We start from the raw sequence: 19,189 nt of genomic DNA, 5'->3' as shown, positions 1-19,189 counted from the left end.
CCAAAGGTTGCACGATCAACCGGCATCCGAGGCGGCCTCCGCGGCGGGCCTGCCCAGAAAACCGGCCAGCGCGGGCGCATCGCCCATCGTGGCGACCGGCCCGTCATGGGCGATCCGCCCCCCGGCCAGCAGCGCCACCCGGTCGCCGATGATGCGGCAGCTGTCCATGTCGTGGGTGATGGTGACCGCCGTGGCCCCGGTCTCGGTGACGATGCCGCGGATCAGCGCGTCGATGGCGCGGGCGCGGATCGGGTCCAGTCCGGTCGTGGGCTCGTCGAAGAAGATCACCCGCGGATCGTCAGCGATGGCGCGGGCCAGGCCCACGCGCTTGGCCATCCCGCCCGACAGCTCGGCGGGCATCAGCTCGGCGGTCTCGGGGCCCAGGCCCACGCGGGCCAGCTTGTCCAGCGCCACGGCGCGGGCGCGGCGGTCGTCCATGCGCTGGCGCAGCCGGAAGGCGACGTTCTGCCAGACCGACAGGCTGTCGAACAGCGCCGCCCCCTGGAACAGCATGCCGAAGCCCGCCATGAAGCGCGCGCGGTCCAGGGGCGCGCCCTGCCACAGGACGGTGCCCGCATCGGGACGTTCCAGCCCCAGGATGCATTTCAGCAGGACCGACTTGCCGGTGCCGGACTGGCCGATCACGCAGAGGCTCTGCCCCTCGGGGATGGTCAGGTTCAGTCCGTCCAGCACCCGCCGTCCGCCGAAGGATTTGGTCAGGCCGCGCAGCTCGATCATTCGAAGAACAGCCCCGTCAGCACGAAGTTCGCGGCCAGGATGCCCACGGCCGCGGCGACCACGGCGTTGGTCGTGGCGCGCCCGACCCCGGCCGCGCCGCGCCCGGCGCGCATGCCGAACCAGCAGCCCGACAGCGCCACGATCAGCCCGAAGACCGCCCCCTTGAGCAGACCCGACGTCACGTCCCACGGCTCCAGATAGGCCCAGCTGTTGGCGATGTAGGTGGCCGAGGTGAAGCCCAGGGACCCCGTCCCCACCAGCCAGCCGCCCATGATGCCGATAATGTCGCCCACCGCCACCAGCACCGGCAGGCACAGGATCGCGGCCCAGAGGCGCGGCGTCACCAGCCAGCGCACCGGGTCGGTGGACAGCGTCACCAGCGCGTCGATCTGTTCGGTGACGCGCATGGTCGCGATCTCGGCGGCGATGGCGCTGGCCACGCGGGCCGCGACCATCAGCCCGCCCAGGACCGGGCCCAGCTCGCGCACCATGCCGATGGCGACGATGGCGGGCACCACGTCGGATGCCTGGAACCGCTCTCCCCCCGAATGGATCTGCAGCGCCAGCGCCGCGCCGGTGAACAGCGCGGTCAGTCCCACGACCGGCAGGGACAGCCAGCCGATCTGGACGATCTGGCGCCCGATGGCCGCGGGCCGGCCGATGCCGCCCAAGCCCCGCAGGGCGAACAGGGTCACCGCGCCCAGGGTCCGCGTCAGCCGAAGGGCGGGCCGTCCGATCGCGCGGATGGCCCTCACCGATAGGTCCGGTCGTAGCGCGACCCGAGGGAGGTCAGCACCTCATAGCCGATGGTCCCGGCGATCTCGGCCAGCCGGTCGATGGGCTGATGCGCGCAGATCAGGTCCAGGCGGTCGGGCACCTGATCCAGCCCGGTCACGTCCACGGTGATCAGGTCCATCGACACGCGCCCGACGACGGGACAGGCCACGTCGCCCGCATAAAGCGACGCGCCGCGCCCCGACAGCGAACGCAGGATGCCGTCGGCATAGCCCGCATCGACGGTGGCGATGCGGCTGTCGCGGGGCGCGTGCCAGGCGGCGGAATAGCCCACCATCTCCCCGGCAGAGACGTCGCGCGTCTGGATCACGCGCAGCGACAGGGTCACGACGCCCCGCGCCTCGGCGAAGGGCAGCCCGCCGTAGAGGCCCACGCCCGGCCGCACGATGTCAAAATGATAGTCCGGCCCCAGCAGGATGCCCCCCGTCGCCGAGAGCGACCGCGGCACGCCGCAGCCCTCGGTCATGGCGCGGAAGGCGGCCAGCTGGGCGGCATTGGCGGGGTGGTCCGGCTCGTCCGCGCAGGCCAGGTGCGACATGATGAAGGCGGGACCGGCGGCCAGAACCTCGTCGCGGATCGCCGCCCATTCGGGCGCCTCCATGCCAAGACGGTTCATGCCCGTGTCCAGCTGGATCGCAAAGGGCTGGCCCGGTCGCATGGCGCGGTCGCGAAAGAACTGCGCGGGGCTGTTCAGGACCGGGGTCAGTCCGGTCAGGTCCGTCCCCTCCATATGGCCCGACAGCACGCTGATGCGGGCATCCTGCGGCAGATGCGGCCGGATGGCCCGCCCCTCCGCCGCCAGCGCCACGAAGAAGTCGCGCACCCCGGCCCGATACAGCGCCGGCGCGACGCGGGTGGCCCCCAGGCCATAGGCGTCGGCCTTGACCACGGCGGCGGCGCGGGCGCCCGGGGCACGGGCGGCCAGGGCCGCGTGATTGGCCAGGATGGCCGGAAGGTCGATGATCAGTCCCATGGCCTTGGCTTGCCCCCGGTCCCGCGCGCCGTCAAGGGCGGACGGCCGCATCATTTGCAGTTATCCAATTTGCGATGCCGGCTGACGGCATTATTTGCAAATTTTCGCAAATTGTCTTGCGCCGCGCCCCCACCGCATTAGCGTCATCCTGTCGGACAGGAGGGCGCGATGAAGGACATTCTGCAGCAGTTGGAAGAGCGGCGGCAGCAGGCCCGTCTGGGTGGCGGGCAGCGGCGCATCGACGCCCAGCACGCCCGCGGCAAGCTGACGGCACGAGAGCGCATCGACCTGCTGCTGGATGAGGACAGCTTCGAGGAGTTCGACATGTTCGTCGCCCATCGCAGCACCGACTTCAACATGCAGGACGACCGCCCCGCGGGCGACGGCGTGGTCACCGGATGGGGCACGATCAACGGCCGCATGGTCTATGTGTTCAGCCAGGACTTCACCGTCTTCGGCGGGTCGCTGTCGGAAACGCACGCCCAGAAGATCTGCAAGATCATGGACATGGCGATGCAGAACGGCGCCCCCGTGATCGGGCTGAACGATTCGGGCGGTGCGCGCATCCAGGAGGGCGTGGCCAGCCTTGCGGGCTATGCCGAGGTGTTCCAGCGCAACGTGATGGCCTCGGGCGTGGTGCCGCAGATCAGCGTCATCATGGGGCCATGCGCGGGCGGCGCGGTCTATTCCCCGGCGATGACCGACTTCATCTTCATGGTGCGCGACACCTCCTACATGTTCGTGACCGGCCCCGACGTGGTCAAGACCGTCACGAACGAGGTCGTGACCGCCGAACAGCTGGGCGGCGCGTCGACCCACACGAAGAAATCCTCGGTCGCGGACGGCGCCTTCGAGAACGACGTCGAGGCCCTGACCGAGATCCGCCGCCTGTTCGACTTCCTGCCGCTGAACAACCGCGAGAAGGCTCCGACGCGGCCCTTCTTCGACGATCCGGCCCGCATCGAGCCCAGCCTCGACACGCTGATCCCCGACAACCCGAACCAGCCCTACGACATGAAGGAGCTGATCCAGAAGGTCGCGGACGAGGGCGACTTCTACGAGATCCAGAAGGATTTCGCGGGCAACATCATCATCGGCTTCATCCGCATCGAGGGCCAGACCGTGGGCGTGGTCGCGAACCAGCCGATGGTGCTGGCGGGCTGCCTGGACATCGACAGCTCGCGCAAGGCCGCGCGCTTCGTGCGGTTCTGCGACGCCTTCGAGATCCCGATCCTGACGCTGGTCGACGTTCCGGGCTTCCTGCCGGGAACCGGCCAGGAATATGGCGGGGTCATCAAGCACGGCGCGAAACTGCTGTTTGCGTATGGCGAGGCGACGGTGCCCAAGGTCACGGTCATCACCCGCAAGGCCTATGGCGGGGCCTATGACGTGATGGCGTCCAAGCATCTGCGCGGCGACTTCAACTATGCCTGGCCCACGGCCGAGATCGCGGTGATGGGCGCCAAGGGCGCGGTCGAGATCCTGTATCGCAGCGAACTGGGCGATATGGACAGGATCGCGGCGCGCACCAAGGATTACGAGGACCGCTTTGCCAACCCCTTCGTGGCGGCCGAGAAGGGCTTCATCGACGAGGTGATCCAGCCCCGCTCCACCCGCCGCCGGGTGGCCCGCGCCTTCGCCAGCCTGCGCGGCAAGCGGCTGACGAACCCGTGGAAAAAGCACGACAACATTCCGCTGTGACGGTCGGGGACACGGGCGCGATGCACAAGATCGTGATTGATGCAGCAAGGCCACAGGGGGGCGCCGCTCTGGCGGCGGCCCGGCCCGGAACCTGTCTGATCGCGGGCATGGCGGCTATCATCGCGCGCAGGCCGGCAATCCAACAAGCCGACCACAACCCGAGCAGCCGGGCAGAGCCCTGCCCGCCCTACAGGAGCAAGTTTCCATGTCGAAAAAGATCATCCTCGGCCTCGTGCTGGTGTCCGCCTTCGCCGCCTGCCAGCGTCAGCAGCCCGCCGACGTCTATGTCCCGACCGCCCCGGCCGCGCCCATGGTCAACCCGGTCACGACCGAGCCTGTCTATCAGGGCAAATTCGGCTAAGAACGGCCGTCCGACCATCGCGCGCGGGCGGCCTGCCTGCCCGTGCGCAGCGATCCGGCCCGCGCGCCCCAGCACAGGGGCCATGCCATGCTGAAGCATCGCGGCTTTCCCGGGCGCCTGCCCGGCACCGATTTCCAGTTCGTCATCCGGCGCGAGAATCGCAAGAAGGGCGCCACGCCCATCACGCGGCGCGAGCGGTTCAAGGACCGCAGGCCCGCCGACCGGCGCGCCGATGCGGGCTTCCTGTCCGCGCTGATCGCGCATTTCGGCGACGAACCCTTTCCCCGCGGCAACCTGGACGCCGGACGCCTGTCCTGGCTGATCGGTCGCGAGGTCGTGGCGGTGGGCGAGTTCGACCCCGCCGACTACGACCAGATGCTGCGCGTCGACATGGCCGCGGCCGAGGCGGCCTTTCCCGAGTTCTTCGTCAAGGATCAGGCCCCGGCCTTTGATTGGGACGACGAAGATGCGTGGGACGACGACGAGGCCGACGACGACTGATGGGCGACTTCGCGCTGAACCCCTTGAAGTCACACGCATGTCAGTTTGACGTGGGGTGCAGCTACGCGATAACCCGACACCACCTTCAACCGGCCCCCGGCGGGCCTCTCATTACAGGTTTTCCATCATGCAGACTTCTTTCTCGCTCCGCCTTGCCGGTCTGGCTCTGGTTGCGGCCGGCCTGTCGGCCTGCGCTCCGGGCTATCAGGGCGGCGGCATCTCGCCCGACGCGCAGCGCGCGGCAGGCGGCGCGGTCGCCGGTGCGGTCATCGCCAAGGCCCTGGATGAGGACCTGGCAACCGGCGCGGCCATCGGCGCCGTGGGCGGCGCGCTGTGCGACGACGCCGGCGTCTGCCAGCGCCGCTACTGATCGCTGCGCTGCTGAACCAATCCGGCGGACGGCGCGTTGCCGTGCCGCCCCCCAACTGACAGGATCGTCACCATGTCCAAACTCCTCGCCATCGCCGCTCTGGTCGGCACGACGGCCATCGCCGGCTGCACCCAGGGCATCAACCCGACCGACACCGACCGCGCCCTCATCGGCGCCGGCGTCGGTGCCACCATCGCCAGCGTCAGCGGCGAGAACGTCGTCAAGGGCGCGGCCATCGGCGGCGCGGCCGGCGCGCTGTGCAACGACGTCCGTCTGTGCGAATGACGCACTGACCGGCGCACCCGTCGCGCCGACCGTCTGCCAAGCCGTCCGAAGCCCTGCGCTTCGGGCGGCTTTTTCACGTTCCGTCCTGGGGGGGAGCCCATGTTCAAGAAGATCCTGATCGCCAACCGGGGCGAGATCGCCTGCCGCGTCATCAAGACCGCCCGCAAGATGGGCATCGCCACCGTCGCCGTCTATTCCGATGCCGACCGCAACGCGCTGCACGTGCGGATGGCGGACGAAGCCGTCCATATCGGCCCGGCCCCCGCCAATCAGTCCTATATCGTGATCGACAAGATCATGGACGCGATCCGCCAGACCGGGGCCGAGGCGGTCCATCCCGGCTACGGCTTCCTGTCCGAGAACCGGAAGTTCGCCGAGGCGCTGGAGGCCGAGGGCGTGGTCTTCATCGGCCCCCCCTCGGGCGCGATCGAGAAGATGGGCGACAAGATCACCTCCAAGAAGATCGCCCAAGAGGCGGGGGTCAGCACCGTGCCGGGACACATGGGCCTGATCGCGGATGCCGACGAGGCCGCGCGGATCAGCGCAAGCATCGGCTATCCGGTGATGATCAAGGCCAGCGCCGGCGGCGGCGGCAAGGGCATGCGCATCGCCTGGTCCGACGAGGAGGCCCGCGAGGGCTTCCAGTCCTCGAAGAACGAGGCCGCCAACAGCTTCGGCGACGACCGGATCTTCATCGAGAAGTTCGTGACGCAGCCGCGCCATATCGAGATCCAGGTCCTGGCCGACCAGCACGGAGGCGCGGTCTATCTGCACGAGCGCGAATGCTCGATCCAGCGCCGCAACCAGAAGGTCATCGAGGAGGCGCCGTCGCCCTTCCTGGACGAGGCCACCCGCGCCGCCATGGGAAGCCAGGCCGTGGCCCTGGCCAAGGCCGTCGGCTATACCAGCGCGGGCACGGTCGAGTTCATCGTGGACGGCGACCGCAACTTCTATTTCCTGGAGATGAACACCCGCCTGCAGGTGGAGCATCCCGTGACCGAGCTGATCACCGGCGTCGACCTGGTCGAGCAGATGATCCGCGTCGCCGCCGGAGAGCCCCTGCCCTTCGCGCAGTCCGACCTGACGATCACCGGTTGGGCGATGGAGAGCCGGCTTTATGCCGAGGACCCCTATCGCGGCTTCCTGCCCTCCATCGGGCGTCTGACCCGCTATCGCCCGCCGGTCGAAGTCGCGGCAGGGCCGATGCTGACCGGGGGCAAGTGGCTGGCCCATGGAGCCCCCACGGGTGCGGCCGCGGTCCGCAACGACACCGGCGTCTATGAGGGCGGCGAGATCAGCATGTTCTATGACCCGATGATCGCCAAGCTGTGCACCTGGGCCCCGACCCGCGGCGAGGCCATCGAGGCGATGCGCACCGCGCTGGACGCCTTCGAGGTCGAGGGGATCGGGCACAACCTGCCCTTCCTGTCGGCGGTGATGGATCATCCGAAATTCGTCGCGGGCGACATCACCACGGCCTTCATCGCCGAGGAATATCCCGACGGCTTCCAGGGCGCGACCCTGCCCGAGGACGAGATGCACCGCATCGCCGCCGCCGCCGCCGCCATGCACCGCGTGGCCGAGATCCGCCGCACGCGCATCAGCGGGCGTCTGGACAACCACGAACGTCATGTGGGCGACGAATGGGTGGTCTTTGCGGACAGGCAGGACTGGCCAGTGCGCATCGCGGCCGATGCGCAGGGCGCCGATGTCACCATCGCGGGCCGCAGCATCCGGGTCGAGGGCGACTGGCGCCCCGGTCAGGCGCTGGCGCGGCTGGAGGTCGACGGGCGCCCGCTGCTGCTCAAGGTCGACAAGATCGCGGCGGGTCTCAGGCTGCGCACGCGCGGGGCCGATCTGCGCGTTCATGTCCGCGCGCCGCGCGCGGCCGAGCTGGCCCGGCTGATGCCGGAGAAGCTGCCGCCCGACACGTCGAAGTTCCTGCTGTGCCCGATGCCCGGCCTGGTCGTCACGATCAACGTAGCCAAAGGCGACGAGGTGCAGGAGGGCCAGGCCTTGGCCACCGTGGAGGCCATGAAGATGGAGAACATCCTGCGCGCCGAACGCAAGGGCGTGGTCAAGTCCGTGAATGCCGCGCCGGGCGAGAGCCTGAAGGTCGATGACGTCATCATGGAGTTCGAATGATCCGCGCCCTGCCCGCCTATCTTCTGGCCGCCCTGCTGGGCGTCGCCGGGGCGGCGGGCACGCTGTCGGCGGTGGCGGCGCGGACGGTTCCGATGCTGGGCATGACGGTGCCGCTGGCCTATCTGCTGCCGCCGCTGGTCGGGCTGGCGCTGTTCCAGCTGACCTTCGGCCTGACGGCCGGGCGCTGGCGGGGATGGCGCTTCTGGGCGGCGGCCCTGCCTCTGACCGCGGCGATCTGGGGCGGCTGCCTGATCGCGCTGCTGCAGGGGGCCGCGACCTGGCGTCAGGCGGCGGTGGCCGCGGCCCTGGGCCATGCGCTGGCAGGTCTGGCCGCGCTGGCGGCCGACCGGAGGGTGCGGCGGTGAGCGTTCACTCCGCCTCTCGCCGGCGCATCGGCATGCTGTCGATCAGCGACAGGATGGTGTCGACCGCAACGGGCGCGCGCTGGTCCAGCTTGACCCCGCCATCCTTGCCGATCAGCAGGACCCGGAAGCCCGGCCCGTCGCGCAGCGCCGCGACGCCGGGCCCGTCGGTCAGCACCACCACGTCGCGCTCGGTCAGATCGGCGCCGCGTTCCTCCAAAAGCGCCACCTGTCGGGCGACATCGTCTGGCGGACCCAGCACCACGATGGGCCGCGCCTGCCACCGCAGCCGCTCGAGGATGTCCGGCTCCGCGCTGCGGGCGGTTTCGGCCGGGGCCATGACGGGCCAGAGCGCGGTCAGGGCGGTCAGCATCAGACGGGGCATCGGATCTCCTTTCGGGGTGGGGTGTCATGGCGCCGCTTGACGCCTATCTCAGCCCGCAGCTGCAGCAGGCCTTGGTCGGCGGGGCCTTCGTGGCCCTGGGCTGGATCGTCGCGCGGCGCGAAAGTGCGGCGCGCGACGAGTCGCAGCGCCTGCTGCGCCGCGAGGACCTGCAGCGCGCCCTGCTGGCCGAGATCCGCGCCCATGTCTTCACGCTGGAAAGGCAGACCCCCGACGCCGCCGAAGCGGAACGGCTGATCGCACTGGCCCGTGCCGGGCGGCTGGAGCCCAGCCCGCCGCGCCACGCGAACGACCGCATCTATGCCGCGGTCATCGGCGACATCAACATCCTGCCCCGGTCGGTGATCGACCCGATCGTGCTCTATTACCGGCTTCTGGCGGTGATGATGTCGCTGGCCGAGGACATGCAGCGCGCCCCGCAGAAGGCCGCGGCGCGGCGTGGCGGGATGATGGCCGATTATCTGCTGCTCACCAGCGAAGCGCGCGATGCGGGGCTGCGCGCCATCGCCGCGCTGACGGAAAGCCTGCCCAAGCCCGCGATTGAGGTCGATGCCGATACCGTCGAGCGGCTGCGGCGTGACCTTCCGGGGGAGCTGGCGGCGATGCGGGCCGATCTGGAACGCGACCCGCGCCGGATCAATAGCCGATCCGCGGACCCGAGAGGCCGGTGATGGGCGGCAACCCCAGGACACGCACGATCTCGTTCGCGCGGCTTGCGGCCTGCGGGGTCCTGTCGTCGGGACGGGTCACGATCTGCACCCGGGGATCGCTGTCCACGCTGCGGATGGTGCGATCAGCGCGCGATGCGGGTGCCGGTTTGGATGCTGGCATGATCTGCTCCGTTTCGATGGCGGGCCGGACGCCCGCCTGCCCTGATGATATAGGGAACGCGCCGCAAATCCACAAGTTTCGCGCGGTCCCGGCCTATCGCGCCGGGCCGACCTCCTGGCGGCGCAGCGGCAGGCGGTCGATGGCGCGGCCGATCTCGCGCACGTCCCAGGGGCTTGGGCGGCGGATCTTGACCTGCCCGTCCTTGTCGATAAGCACCAGGGAGAAGCCCTGCGGACGCAGGTCGCGCCGCCACGGGCTGCCGGAGGCCGGATCGCTGTCGGTGACGACCACCACGTCGCGCCCGACCAAGGCCGCGCCGTCGCGCTCCATCGCGGCGATCTGCTGGACGAAGGACGGATCGTCGGGCGTGTCGGCAAACACCACGACCGGACGCCGGCTCCACAGGAAATCCGCAGGTGCGGCGTCGTTCGCGGACAGGAACTCCAGCCGGTCCGGCCGAGGCGCGGGGTCCTCGGCCCGGGGGGCGGGCTCGCGCGCGGCCACCGGCGGCAGGCGGGCGGGGTTGACCCGCGACACGCTGTCCGCATCGGGCGGGGCTTCGTCGCGCGCCGGACCCATCGCGGCCAAGGCCATCACGATAATGAATAATCTCAATCTCATCGGCACCTCGTCATGTCCTGAATATAGGGCAGGACGGTCGGCAGGAAAGGACGTATCATGACAAAACCCACGCTGGAGGACTGGCGCAAACTGGCGCAGGCCGAACTGAAGGGGCGCGATCCCGACAGCCTGACCTGGGACACGCTGGAGGGGATCGCGGTCAAGCCGCTCTACACCGCCGCCGATCTGGAGGGGATGGAGCATCTGGACGGGTTGCCGGGCATCGCCCCCTTCACCCGCGGCCCGCGCGCCACGATGTATGCAGGCAGGCCTTGGACCATCCGGCAATATGCGGGCTTCTCCACCGCCGAAGAATCGAACGCCTTCTATCGCCGCGCGCTGGCAGCGGGGCAGCAGGGCGTGTCGGTGGCCTTCGACCTGGCCACCCATCGCGGCTATGACAGCGACCATCCCCGCGTCGAGGGCGATGTGGGCAAGGCCGGCGTCGCCATCGATTCGGTCGAGGACATGAAGATCCTGTTCGACGGCATCCCGCTGGACCGCGTGTCGGTGTCGATGACCATGAACGGCGCGGTCATCCCGATCCTGGCCAATTTCATCGTCACCGGAGAGGAGCAGGGCCATTCCCGCGCCGTGCTGTCGGGGACCATCCAGAACGACATCCTCAAGGAGTTCATGGTCCGTAACACCTACATCTATCCGCCCGAGCCCAGCATGCGGATCATCGCGGACATCATCGAATACACCTCATCGGAGATGCCCAAGTTCAATAGCATTTCGATCTCGGGCTATCACATGCAGGAGGCCGGGGCGAACCTGGTCCAGGAGCTGGCCTATACCCTGGCAGACGGGCGCGAATATGTTCGGGCGGCCATCGCGGCGGGCATGGATGTGGACGCTTTCGCGGGGCGGCTGTCCTTCTTCTTCGCCATCGGCATGAACTTCTTCATGGAGATCGCGAAACTGCGCGCCGCGCGGCTGCTGTGGCACCGGATCATGTCCGAGTTCGCACCGAAGAAGCAGTCCAGCCTCATGCTGCGCACGCATTGCCAGACCTCGGGCGTCAGCCTGCAGGAGCAGGACCCCTACAACAACGTCATCCGCACCGCCTATGAGGCGATGTCGGCGGCGCTTGGCGGCACGCAGTCGCTGCACACGAACGCGCTGGACGAGGCGATCGCGCTGCCTACCGATTTCAGCGCCCGCATCGCGCGCAATACCCAGCTGATCCTGCAGGAGGAGACGGGCATCACCCATGTCGTCGATCCGCTGGCCGGCAGCTATTACATCGAGAGCCTGACGGCGGAGCTGGCCGAGAAGGCGTGGGCCCTGATCGAGGAGGTCGAGGCGATGGGCGGCATGACCAAGGCCGTGGCCAGCGGCATGCCCAAGCTGCGCATCGAAGAGACCGCCGCCCGCCGCCAAGCCCTGATCGACCGGGGCGAGGACGTGATCGTCGGCGTCAACAAGTACCGCAAGGAGAAGGAGGATCCGATCGACATTCTGGACATCGACAACGTCGCCGTCCGGGACAGTCAGATCGCCCGCCTGAACCGCATCCGCGAGGCCCGCAATGAGGCAGCCTGCACCGCCGCCTTGGCCGAGCTGACCCGCCGCGCCCGCGAGGGCGGCAACCTGCTGGAGGCCGCCGTCGAGGCCGCCCGCGCCCGCGCCACCGTCGGAGAGATCAGCATGGCCATGGAAGATGAATTCGGACGCCACCGCGCCGAGGTGCGCACCCTGACCGGCGTCTATGGCGCGGCCTATGAGGGCGACGAGGGCTTTGCCCAGATCCAGCGCGACGTCGAGACCTTCGCCGAGGAGGAGGGCCGCCGCCCCCGCATGCTGGTCGTCAAGATGGGCCAGGACGGCCATGACCGGGGCGCCAAGGTGATCGCCACGGCATTCGCCGATATCGGCTTCGACGTCGACGTGGGCCCGCTGTTCCAGACGCCGGAGGAGGCCGCCCAGGACGCCATCGACAACGACGTTCATGTGGTGGGCATCAGCAGCCAGGCGGCGGGGCACAAGACCCTGGCGCCCAAGCTGATCGAGGCGCTGAAGGCCGCCGGCGCGGGCGAGATCCTGGTGATCTGCGGCGGGGTGATCCCCCAGCAGGATTACGACTTCCTGCGCCGCGCGGGCGTCAAGGCGATCTTCGGGCCGGGCACCAACATCCCCTCGGCTGCCGCCGAGATCCTACAGCTGATCCGCGAGGCGCGCGCCTGAGGATTGCGTCCCGCGACGGCGGGGGGCCAGCCCCCCGCACCCCCCGGCCGTGGCGACGGGCGCGGGGTCGGCTTGCCTCGGGAAGGTGGCTGTGAAACCCTGCGCGAAACGGGAACGGGTGGACCATGAGTGACGGGCGGAACGGATCGACGAAGCAGATCATCTGCATCAAGTGGGGCACCAAATTCGGCCCCGAATACGTGAACCGCCTGCACGCGATGATCGCGCGCAACATCACGCCCCCCTTCCGGCTGTTCTGCTTCACCGATGACGGGACGGGGCTGCATCCGGACGTGGCGGTGCGGCCCCTGCCCGACTTCGCCTATCAGGCGCCCGTGAACACGCGCGGCAAATGGCCGAAATCGCGGCTCTGGGGCGATCTGGGCGACGTGACCGGGGTAGTGCTATTCCTGGACCTGGACGTAATCGTCACGGGCAGCCTGGACGCGTTCTTCGAGCATGGCGACCCGGACGACACGATCCTGGGCCTGAACCCCAACACGCCCTTCGAGAAGATGGGCCAGACCTCGGTCTATCGCATGCGGGTGGGCAAGCTGGCGCCGCTGCAGCAGATCTTTGCCGCCGATCCGCAGGGCGCCGCCGACACCTACAAGTACGAACAGCGCTTCGTCACCCGCAACGCGCCGGGTGGCGTCACCTTCTGGCCGCGCGGCTGGCTGGCGCATTTTCGGTTCCACTGCGTCCCGCCATTCCCGCTGAACTATCTGATGGAGCCTCGCATCCCGCGCGGCACCCGCATCGTGATGTTCCCCGGCAGCCTGAACCCGCCCGACGCCATCCTGGGCCGATGGGACGAGGCCGACCCCGCCCGCCCGCCGCTGGCGCATCTGCGCGCGACCCTCACCGGGCCGCGCCGGGAAAGCGCGTGGAAGCATCTGCGCCACTACGTCCGGCCGACCTCCTGGGTGGACCGGCTGTGGCGTGAGTGATGGCCCTGCCCCGCGCCCCCGACCGCCTGCCCGACGAGATGGCCGCGGCGCTCGGTCACGCGGTCGCGGCCTTTGGCTTTCTGGAGGAGGCGCTGAAGCGGGCGATCTTCTCTCTGACCCGCAAGGGGCTGGGTGAGGATGCGGGCGATCGCGCCCTGCACGCCTGGCTGCGCCGGATGGAGGATCTGGCCGATGACACCCTGGGCACGCTGATCGACAGCTTCCTGGCCGCCGCGCGGCGGAGCGCGGCGGGTGATCTGGGCCCGCTGCCGCAGGAGCTGCCGCAGCTACGACGCCTGCGGAACCTGCTCTGCCATGCCTCCTGGCGGCCCGGCGCGCTGCCCGGCAGCTGGCATCCCACCTTCATCAACACGCGCGGCGAACGCCATCCCGACGACATGACCGCCGCCGACGTGACCGAGATTCGCGACCGCACCCTGCAGGCCGCGCGCCAGGTGGTCGCGGTGATGCGCCGGACGGGCATCGAGGGCGAATGGGCGGGCACCGACCCCTGATCGCGCGGCAGCGGTGCCACAGCGGCGCGCCGCGACCGCTTCGCGCGTTGCAACAGACGGCCCGGCGCGCTAACACCCGCGAAATCAAGGATGAGAGGAACCTATGTCGTCCCCCCTCCGCCTCGGCATCGCCGGGCTTGGCACCGTCGGGATCGGTGTCGTCAAGATCGTCCAGAAACACGCCGACCTGCTGGCCATGCGCTCGGGGCGTCTGGTCGCGATCACCGCGGTCAGCGCGCGCGACCGCATGAAGAACCGCGACGCGGACCTCTCCTCCTATCGGTGGGAGACGGACCCGATGGCGGTCGCCACGGCCGATGACGTCGACGTCTTTATCGAACTGGTCGGCGGCGACGCGGGCATCGCGCGCGCCAGCATCGAGGCCGCGCTACGGTCCGGCAAGGATGTCGTCACCGCAAACAAGGCGCTCCTGGCTATGCACGGCCAAGAGCTGGCGCAGCTGGCCGAGGATCTGGGCCGGGTGATCCGCTTCGAGGCTGCCGTCGCGGGCGGCATCCCGGTGATCAAGTCGATGACCGAGAGCATGGCCGGCAATCGCATCACCCGCGTGATGGGCGTGATGAACGGCACCTGCAACTATATCCTGACCCGGATGGAGAGCGCGGGCCTGCCCTATGACGCGGTCTTCGAGGAAGCGCGCCAGTTGGGCTATCTGGAGGCCGACCCGACGCTGGACGTGGGCGGGATCGATGCGGGCCACAAGCTGGCGATCCTGTCCTCCATCGCCTTCGGCACCCAGGTCAATTTCGACGCCGTCGAGATCGAGGGGATCGAGCGCGTCAGCATCGACGACATCCACCGCGCCCGCGACATGGGCTATCGCATCAAGCTGCTGGGCGTTGCGCAGATGACCGCGCGCGGGCTGGAACAGCGCATGTCGCCCTGCCTGGTGCCCGCAGACAGCCCCCTGGGGCAGCTGGTGGGCGGCACGAACATGGTGGTGATCGAGGGCGACAGCGTGGGCCAGATCGTCCTGCGCGGCGCGGGCGCGGGCGAAGGCCCCACCGCCAGCGCCGTCATGTCCGACATCGTCGAGATCGCGCGCGGCGTCCGCCTCCCGGTCTTCGGCCAGCCCGCGGGGAGCCTGACCGCGGCGCAGCCCGCCCGCACGGCCGTGCCCGCCGCCTATTACATCCGCCTGGAGCTGCAGGACAAACCCGGCGCCCTGGCCAAGGTCGCGACGGTCCTGGGTGATGCCGGCATCTCGATCGACCGGATGCGCCAATACGGCCAGCACAGCCCGGCCAGCGTCCCGGTCCTGGTCGTGACCCACAAGACCACGCCCGAGGCCATCGACTACGCCATCGAGGCCCTGCCCCGCACCGGCGTCCTGGTCAGCGACCCGGTCGAACTGCGCATCGAGGAAGTGTGAAAAAGGGGGCCACCGGCCCCCGTCCCGCGCCGCAAGGCGCTGATCGTGTCGCGCCCCCGTTTTCGGGGGCGCGTCCGTTTGGTCAGGCGTCCTTGCCCAGATAGATGTCGACCAGCTTGCCCAGCATCGCCAGCGCATCCTCGCGCGACCGCTGGAAGCTGTTCCGCCCGATGATCGAGCCGTTGCCGCCACCGTCCCGGATCGCGCGCGCATCGTCAAAGACCGCATCCGCACCCTTGGCCGCTCCGCCCGAAAACACCACGATCCGGCGCCCGCCAAAGCTCGCCTCCATGCAGTGGCGCACGCGCGCGGCCTGGGTCGCGACGTCGATTCCCTTCTCCTCATAGACCTTCTTGGCCTCGGGCAGCATCAGGTGGTCGGTCGACAGCTTGATCTTGATGATATGCGCGCCGATCAGCGCCGCGATCTGGGCGGCATAGGCGGCCACGTCGATGGCGGTCTCGCCATCCTTGGTGATCGCCTCGCCGCGCGGATAGGACCAGATCACGGTCGCCACGCCCTTGGCCGCGGCCTCGCGGCGCATCTCGACGATCTCCTCGAACATGTCCAGCGCCATGTCCGACCCCGGATAGATGGTGAAGCCGATGGCCGCGCAGCCAAGCCGCAGCGCATCGTCGACCGACGCGGTGATCGCCTGGTTCTTTCCGGCCGTGCCCGACATCAGGCTGTTGGCGCTGTTCACCTTCAGGATGGTCGGGATCTGGCCCGCGAAGGTGTCCGCCCCCGCCTCGATCATGCCCAGGGGCGCGGCATAGGCGTTCAGCCCCGCATCGATGGCCAGCTGGTAATGGTAATGCGGGTCATAGCCCGCCGGGTTCGGTGCGAAGGACCGGGCGGGCCCGTGCTCGAAGCCCTGATCGACGGGCAGGATGATCATCTTGCCGGTGCCGGCCAGCTTGCCGGTCATCAACATCCGCGCCAGCTGCGCCTTCACGCCAGGCGTCTCGCCTTCGTAATGGGCCAGGATGCGGCGCACCGTCTCGGTCATCTGCATGGAAATCCTCCTTGGGTGATGCGGGCTGGATAGCACGCACCCATCCGGGGGCAATGCTGGTTACGCTAACAAAAACAGGCCGATGCGCGGTCCGCGACCCCGCGCGGAACAGGCGATCGCTAAAACCTTAGACGCATTTCCATCGATTTTTCGGCAAATGCCCGGCACCCTTCGGTGACGCTTACCGGCCCGTCCATCTCCAACGGAGGCAACGATGCTGACGATCAGTCCCGCGACCCATCCCCCCGCCACGGGCGGCGGCCATACCGATGCCCGCACCCCACCCACCGCCGCGCGGCAGGCCGTGCGCGAGGGCGATCCCCAGGATCGGAGCGGCCCGTCTGACCGGCCGCGTCTCACGCCGCCCATGCCCTATGCGGACTGGCTGCGGATGCTCTCGGGCTACCAGGAGCAGACGATCGGGCGGCGGACCGCCCGACCGGACGCGCCCTAGCGCCGCGCCGCCTCGAGGGCCGCAACGCCCGGCAGGGTCTTGCCCTCCATCCACTCCAGGAACGCGCCGCCCGCGGTCGAGATGAAGGTGAACCTCTCGGCCACGCCCGCCTTGTTCAGCGCTGCGACCGTGTCGCCGCCCCCCGCGACCGAGGTCAGCACGCCCTGGTCGGTCAGATCGGCCGCGGCCTGCGCGGCGGCGTTCGTGGCCGCGTCGAAGGGCGCGATCTCGAAGGCGCCAAGGGGGCCGTTCCAGATCAGCGTGCGGCAGGCGGTCATGGCCTGGCGCAGCGCCTCGACCGTATCGGGGCCCGCGTCCAGGATCATCGCATCGGCGGGGCACTGATCGACGGGCAGCGTCTCGGACGCGGCGCCCGCCTTGAATTCGCGCGCGACCACGATGTCCACCGGCAGGTGGATGCGGCAGCCCGTGGCCTCGGCCTTGTCCAGGATCGCGCGGGCCGTGTCGGCCATGTCGCGTTCGGCCAGCGACTTGCCGACCTCCGTTCCCTTGGCGACCAGGAAGGTGTTGGCCATGCCGCCGCCGATCACCAGATGATCGACCTTCTCGACCAGGTTCGTCAGCAGCTCCAGCTTGGTCGAGACCTTGGCGCCCCCCACGACCGCCATCACCGGCCGCTGCGGATCGCCCAGGGCCGCGTCCAGCGCCTTCAGCTCGGCCTCCATAAGCCGGCCTGCACCCGCATTCAGCAGGCGCGCCAGCGCCTCGGTCGAGGCATGCGCCCGGTGCGCGGCCGAGAACGCGTCGTTCACATAGGCCCCGCCAAGCGCCGCCAGCGACGCGGCGAAGGTAGCGTCGTTCTCCTCCTCGCCCGCGTGAAAGCGGGTGTTCTCCAGCAGGGCCACCTGCCCCGGCTCCAGCGCCGCCACGACCCGCTTGGCCGCGCCGCCGATGCAGTCCTCGGCAAAGACCACCGGCTGACCCAGGGCCGCCTCCAGCGCCGGCAGGATCTGGCGCAAGCTCATGGCGTCCACGCGCTTGCCCTTGGGGCGGTCGAAATGCGCCAGAAGGACGGGAATGCCGCCCTTGGCCTGGATGTCCTTGACCGTCGGCACGATCTTGTCGATGCGCGTCGTGTCGGTGACCTGGCCGTCCTCGACGGGAACGTTCACGTCGACGCGGGTCAGCACGACCTTTCCGTCAAGATCCATGTCGTCGATGGTGTTGAACTTTGCCATGTCGCATCCCTCAGGGTCCTAGTTTGGCGGAACTTGTCCCGCATGGCGGGCGCGGCGTCAACCGCGCCCGATCGGGCCGCGCCCGCGCGACCGCATCGGGACCCCGTCACGGTTTCGCGCGTTGCACCGGGCCGCGACAGCCCCTAGATCAGGGGTCGCACCTGACAAAGGAGGGCCAGATGGCCGAGATCAAGGACCCGGAGAACACCGTCATCATCGAGCTCAAGGACGGCCCCGTCGTCATCGAGCTGCTGAAGGACGTGGCGCCCAAGCATGCCGAGCGCATGAAGGAGCTGGCCCGCGCCGGCGCCTATGACAACGTGGCGTTCCACCGCGTGATCGAGGGTTTCATGGCCCAGACCGGCGATGTCGAGCACGCGAACATGGAAAAGAACTACAACCCGGGCCGTTCGGGCACGGGCGGTTCGGACCTGCCGGACCTGCCGGCGGAATTCTCCAAGCTACCGCATGACCGCGGGACCCTGGGCGCGGCCCGGTCGCAGAACCCCAACAGCGCGAACAGCCAGTTCTTCATCAACTTCAAGGACAACCATTTCCTGAACGGCCAGTACACCGTCTATGGCCGCGTCATCTCGGGGATGGAGCATGTCGACAAGATCGCCCGCGGCGAGCCGCCGGTGAACCCCGACCGCATGATCAGCGTCAAGGTGGCCGCCGATGCGTAAGCTGACCCTGATCCCCGCCCTGCTGATGCTGGGCTCCGCCGCGACCGCGCAGGGCACCAACCCCGCCGTCGAGGACACCGACGGCCCGAACATGGTGATCGAGGTCGCCGATGCCGAGGGCAACTCCAAGGGCACGATCGTCCTGGACCTGCGCGAGGACCTGGCCCCGAACCACGTCGCCCGCCTGGTCGAGCTGACCAATCAGGGCGCCTATGATGGGGTGGTCTTCCACCGCGTGATCGACGGCTTCATGGCCCAGACCGGCGACGTCGAGAACGGCCGCCAAGACGGCGACACCGCGATGGCCGGCATGGGCGGCAGCGACCTGCCCGACCTGGAGGCCGAGTTCAGCGACGCGACCTTCGACCGCGGTACGGTGGGCATGGCCCGCGCCATGGACCCCAACAGCGCCAACAGCCAGTTCTTCATCGACCTGGCCCCGGCGCCTTTCCTAGACGGCGAATACACCGTCGTGGGCCAGCTGATCGAGGGCTGGGAGGTTCTGGACGCGATCAAGAAGGGCGACGCGGCGGCCAACGGCGCCGTGACCGAGCCCGACTACATGCTGTCGGTCACCATCGCCGGTGCCGATGACGCGGCGCCCGCCGAGGAGGCGCCCGCCGAGGACGCCCCCGCCGAGGATGCCCCGGCCGAGGATGCCGACGCGGGCTGAGCCCTTGCCGATGCGATGAAGGGGGGCC

General features: G+C 69.2%; 23 protein-coding genes. 15 read left to right on the top strand and 8 right to left on the bottom strand.

Annotated elements, in window-relative coordinates:
• Positions 1–15: 15 nt before the first annotated feature.
• From AC2SGK_RS14660 to alr, 3 genes are read right to left on the bottom strand one after another with little or no spacing between them, the layout of a single operon-like run.
• The gene (locus AC2SGK_RS14660) at positions 16–738 is read right to left on the bottom strand and encodes an ABC transporter ATP-binding protein (RefSeq protein ID WP_488324247.1); all 723 of its coding nucleotides are present in this window, start codon (positions 736–738) and stop codon (positions 16–18) included.
• Positions 735–1,493: an MlaE family ABC transporter permease gene (locus tag AC2SGK_RS14655; protein WP_488324246.1), complete on the bottom strand. Its 759-nt coding sequence runs from the start codon at positions 1,491–1,493 to the stop codon at positions 735–737. The genes AC2SGK_RS14660 and AC2SGK_RS14655 overlap by 4 nt, the downstream gene beginning before the upstream one ends.
• Entirely contained in the window at positions 1,490–2,506 is a 1,017-nt protein-coding gene (alr, locus tag AC2SGK_RS14650) for an alanine racemase (RefSeq protein ID WP_488324245.1), read from the bottom strand. Before alr ends, AC2SGK_RS14655 begins: the two co-directional genes overlap by 4 nt.
• Positions 2,507–2,674: 168 nt before the next feature.
• On the opposite strand from alr, the gene AC2SGK_RS14645 reads away from it, so the two are divergent.
• The 7 genes from AC2SGK_RS14645 (at position 2,675) to AC2SGK_RS14615 (ending at position 8,234) form a co-directional block, all read left to right on the top strand.
• Positions 2,675–4,207, top strand: a complete 1,533-nt coding sequence (locus AC2SGK_RS14645) for an acyl-CoA carboxylase subunit beta (protein WP_488324244.1) — start codon at positions 2,675–2,677, stop codon at positions 4,205–4,207.
• A gap of 205 nt (positions 4,208–4,412) precedes the next feature.
• The gene (locus AC2SGK_RS14640; protein ID WP_158529972.1) at positions 4,413–4,568 is read left to right on the top strand and encodes a hypothetical protein; all 156 of its coding nucleotides are present in this window, start codon (positions 4,413–4,415) and stop codon (positions 4,566–4,568) included.
• An 87-nt stretch (positions 4,569–4,655) separates the two neighbouring features.
• On the top strand, positions 4,656–5,069 hold the full coding sequence (locus AC2SGK_RS14635) for a hypothetical protein (protein ID WP_488324243.1): 414 nt from the start codon (positions 4,656–4,658) through the stop codon (positions 5,067–5,069).
• 127 nt (positions 5,070–5,196) lie between these two features.
• A complete protein-coding gene (locus tag AC2SGK_RS14630) occupies positions 5,197–5,439 on the top strand; it encodes a hypothetical protein (RefSeq protein WP_488324242.1) in 243 nt (80 codons plus the stop codon).
• A gap of 72 nt (positions 5,440–5,511) precedes the next feature.
• Positions 5,512–5,724 (top strand): YMGG-like glycine zipper-containing protein, encoded by a 213-nt coding sequence (locus AC2SGK_RS14625; RefSeq protein WP_488324241.1) that lies wholly within the window; start codon positions 5,512–5,514, stop codon positions 5,722–5,724.
• Positions 5,725–5,823: 99 nt separating this feature from the next.
• A complete protein-coding gene (locus AC2SGK_RS14620; RefSeq protein ID WP_488324240.1) occupies positions 5,824–7,869 on the top strand; it encodes an acetyl-CoA carboxylase biotin carboxylase subunit in 2,046 nt (681 codons plus the stop codon).
• Entirely contained in the window at positions 7,866–8,234 is a 369-nt protein-coding gene (locus AC2SGK_RS14615; protein ID WP_488324239.1) for a hypothetical protein, read from the top strand. The genes AC2SGK_RS14620 and AC2SGK_RS14615 overlap by 4 nt, the downstream gene beginning before the upstream one ends.
• Before the next feature lie 4 nt (positions 8,235–8,238).
• On the opposite strand, the gene AC2SGK_RS14610 is transcribed toward AC2SGK_RS14615, so the two are convergent.
• The gene (locus AC2SGK_RS14610) at positions 8,239–8,616 is read right to left on the bottom strand and encodes a DUF4174 domain-containing protein (protein ID WP_488324238.1); all 378 of its coding nucleotides are present in this window, start codon (positions 8,614–8,616) and stop codon (positions 8,239–8,241) included.
• Between the two features lie 26 nt (positions 8,617–8,642).
• On the opposite strand from AC2SGK_RS14610, the gene AC2SGK_RS14605 reads away from it, so the two are divergent.
• Entirely contained in the window at positions 8,643–9,305 is a 663-nt protein-coding gene (locus AC2SGK_RS14605) for a hypothetical protein (protein ID WP_488324237.1), read from the top strand.
• On the opposite strand, the gene AC2SGK_RS14600 is transcribed toward AC2SGK_RS14605, so the two are convergent.
• Positions 9,271–9,465 (bottom strand): hypothetical protein, encoded by a 195-nt coding sequence (locus AC2SGK_RS14600; RefSeq protein WP_488324236.1) that lies wholly within the window; start codon positions 9,463–9,465, stop codon positions 9,271–9,273. The genes AC2SGK_RS14605 and AC2SGK_RS14600 overlap by 35 nt on opposite strands.
• Positions 9,466–9,558: 93 nt before the next feature.
• Entirely contained in the window at positions 9,559–10,086 is a 528-nt protein-coding gene (locus AC2SGK_RS14595) for a DUF4174 domain-containing protein (protein WP_488324235.1), read from the bottom strand.
• Positions 10,087–10,143: 57 nt separating this feature from the next.
• Between AC2SGK_RS14595 and scpA the strand changes: the two genes are divergently transcribed.
• The 4 genes from scpA to AC2SGK_RS14575 all read left to right on the top strand — a co-directional run bounded on the left by scpA (position 10,144) and on the right by AC2SGK_RS14575 (position 15,134).
• Complete coding sequence (gene scpA, locus AC2SGK_RS14590; protein ID WP_488324234.1) at positions 10,144–12,276, top strand: methylmalonyl-CoA mutase; 2,133 nt, start codon at positions 10,144–10,146, stop codon at positions 12,274–12,276.
• A gap of 125 nt (positions 12,277–12,401) precedes the next feature.
• On the top strand, positions 12,402–13,226 hold the full coding sequence (locus AC2SGK_RS14585) for a glycosyl transferase (protein ID WP_488324233.1): 825 nt from the start codon (positions 12,402–12,404) through the stop codon (positions 13,224–13,226).
• The gene (locus tag AC2SGK_RS14580) at positions 13,226–13,741 is read left to right on the top strand and encodes a hypothetical protein (protein WP_488324232.1); all 516 of its coding nucleotides are present in this window, start codon (positions 13,226–13,228) and stop codon (positions 13,739–13,741) included. Before AC2SGK_RS14585 ends, AC2SGK_RS14580 begins: the two co-directional genes overlap by 1 nt.
• A gap of 103 nt (positions 13,742–13,844) precedes the next feature.
• Positions 13,845–15,134 (top strand): homoserine dehydrogenase, encoded by a 1,290-nt coding sequence (locus AC2SGK_RS14575; RefSeq protein WP_488324231.1) that lies wholly within the window; start codon positions 13,845–13,847, stop codon positions 15,132–15,134.
• A gap of 82 nt (positions 15,135–15,216) precedes the next feature.
• On the opposite strand, the gene AC2SGK_RS14570 is transcribed toward AC2SGK_RS14575, so the two are convergent.
• Entirely contained in the window at positions 15,217–16,149 is a 933-nt protein-coding gene (locus tag AC2SGK_RS14570; protein WP_488324230.1) for a class I fructose-bisphosphate aldolase, read from the bottom strand.
• 214 nt (positions 16,150–16,363) lie between these two features.
• Here AC2SGK_RS14570 and AC2SGK_RS14565 point away from each other — a divergent pair, with 214 nt between their 5' ends.
• Positions 16,364–16,603 carry a hypothetical protein gene (locus AC2SGK_RS14565; protein ID WP_488324229.1) on the top strand — a complete coding sequence of 80 codons (240 nt, stop codon included), beginning with the start codon at positions 16,364–16,366 and terminating at the stop codon, positions 16,601–16,603.
• On the opposite strand, the gene AC2SGK_RS14560 is transcribed toward AC2SGK_RS14565, so the two are convergent.
• Positions 16,600–17,802 carry a phosphoglycerate kinase gene (locus AC2SGK_RS14560; protein ID WP_488324228.1) on the bottom strand — a complete coding sequence of 401 codons (1,203 nt, stop codon included), beginning with the start codon at positions 17,800–17,802 and terminating at the stop codon, positions 16,600–16,602. The two genes, AC2SGK_RS14565 and AC2SGK_RS14560, sit on opposite strands and share 4 nt — an antisense overlap.
• Before the next feature lie 179 nt (positions 17,803–17,981).
• On the opposite strand from AC2SGK_RS14560, the gene AC2SGK_RS14555 reads away from it, so the two are divergent.
• Complete coding sequence (locus AC2SGK_RS14555) at positions 17,982–18,488, top strand: peptidylprolyl isomerase (protein WP_411836815.1); 507 nt, start codon at positions 17,982–17,984, stop codon at positions 18,486–18,488.
• The gene (locus AC2SGK_RS14550) at positions 18,481–19,161 is read left to right on the top strand and encodes a peptidylprolyl isomerase (protein WP_488324227.1); all 681 of its coding nucleotides are present in this window, start codon (positions 18,481–18,483) and stop codon (positions 19,159–19,161) included. The genes AC2SGK_RS14555 and AC2SGK_RS14550 overlap by 8 nt, the downstream gene beginning before the upstream one ends.
• The last annotated feature ends 28 nt before the right edge of the window (positions 19,162–19,189 follow it).

Source organism: Paracoccus sp. NIOT.M2S5SZ12, from assembly GCF_057748165.1.
The sequence above is the reverse complement of the archived record's forward strand: the minus strand, read 5'-3'. Positions and strand labels throughout refer to the sequence as shown.

What these genes read in the sequence shown, in the direction of transcription:
- AC2SGK_RS14660 (WP_488324247.1), bottom strand. Translation starts at nt 738, where the DNA reads ATGATCGAGCTGCGCGGCCTGACCAAATCCTTCGGCGGACGGCGGGTG.
- alr (WP_488324245.1), bottom strand. Translation starts at nt 2,506, where the DNA reads ATGGGACTGATCATCGACCTTCCGGCCATCCTGGCCAATCACGCGGCC.
- AC2SGK_RS14645 (WP_488324244.1), top strand. Translation starts at nt 2,675, where the DNA reads ATGAAGGACATTCTGCAGCAGTTGGAAGAGCGGCGGCAGCAGGCCCGT.
- AC2SGK_RS14640 (WP_158529972.1), top strand. Translation starts at nt 4,413, where the DNA reads ATGTCGAAAAAGATCATCCTCGGCCTCGTGCTGGTGTCCGCCTTCGCC.
- AC2SGK_RS14635 (WP_488324243.1), top strand. Translation starts at nt 4,656, where the DNA reads ATGCTGAAGCATCGCGGCTTTCCCGGGCGCCTGCCCGGCACCGATTTC.
- AC2SGK_RS14630 (WP_488324242.1), top strand. Translation starts at nt 5,197, where the DNA reads ATGCAGACTTCTTTCTCGCTCCGCCTTGCCGGTCTGGCTCTGGTTGCG.
- AC2SGK_RS14625 (WP_488324241.1), top strand. Translation starts at nt 5,512, where the DNA reads ATGTCCAAACTCCTCGCCATCGCCGCTCTGGTCGGCACGACGGCCATC.
- AC2SGK_RS14620 (WP_488324240.1), top strand. Translation starts at nt 5,824, where the DNA reads ATGTTCAAGAAGATCCTGATCGCCAACCGGGGCGAGATCGCCTGCCGC.
- AC2SGK_RS14615 (WP_488324239.1), top strand. Translation starts at nt 7,866, where the DNA reads ATGATCCGCGCCCTGCCCGCCTATCTTCTGGCCGCCCTGCTGGGCGTC.
- AC2SGK_RS14610 (WP_488324238.1), bottom strand. Translation starts at nt 8,616, where the DNA reads ATGCCCCGTCTGATGCTGACCGCCCTGACCGCGCTCTGGCCCGTCATG.
- AC2SGK_RS14605 (WP_488324237.1), top strand. Translation starts at nt 8,643, where the DNA reads ATGGCGCCGCTTGACGCCTATCTCAGCCCGCAGCTGCAGCAGGCCTTG.
- AC2SGK_RS14600 (WP_488324236.1), bottom strand. Translation starts at nt 9,465, where the DNA reads ATGCCAGCATCCAAACCGGCACCCGCATCGCGCGCTGATCGCACCATC.
- AC2SGK_RS14595 (WP_488324235.1), bottom strand. Translation starts at nt 10,086, where the DNA reads ATGAGATTGAGATTATTCATTATCGTGATGGCCTTGGCCGCGATGGGT.
- scpA (WP_488324234.1), top strand. Translation starts at nt 10,144, where the DNA reads ATGACAAAACCCACGCTGGAGGACTGGCGCAAACTGGCGCAGGCCGAA.
- AC2SGK_RS14585 (WP_488324233.1), top strand. Translation starts at nt 12,402, where the DNA reads ATGAGTGACGGGCGGAACGGATCGACGAAGCAGATCATCTGCATCAAG.
- AC2SGK_RS14580 (WP_488324232.1), top strand. Translation starts at nt 13,226, where the DNA reads ATGGCCCTGCCCCGCGCCCCCGACCGCCTGCCCGACGAGATGGCCGCG.
- AC2SGK_RS14575 (WP_488324231.1), top strand. Translation starts at nt 13,845, where the DNA reads ATGTCGTCCCCCCTCCGCCTCGGCATCGCCGGGCTTGGCACCGTCGGG.
- AC2SGK_RS14570 (WP_488324230.1), bottom strand. Translation starts at nt 16,149, where the DNA reads ATGCAGATGACCGAGACGGTGCGCCGCATCCTGGCCCATTACGAAGGC.
- AC2SGK_RS14565 (WP_488324229.1), top strand. Translation starts at nt 16,364, where the DNA reads ATGCTGACGATCAGTCCCGCGACCCATCCCCCCGCCACGGGCGGCGGC.
- AC2SGK_RS14560 (WP_488324228.1), bottom strand. Translation starts at nt 17,802, where the DNA reads ATGGCAAAGTTCAACACCATCGACGACATGGATCTTGACGGAAAGGTC.
- AC2SGK_RS14555 (WP_411836815.1), top strand. Translation starts at nt 17,982, where the DNA reads ATGGCCGAGATCAAGGACCCGGAGAACACCGTCATCATCGAGCTCAAG.
- AC2SGK_RS14550 (WP_488324227.1), top strand. Translation starts at nt 18,481, where the DNA reads ATGCGTAAGCTGACCCTGATCCCCGCCCTGCTGATGCTGGGCTCCGCC.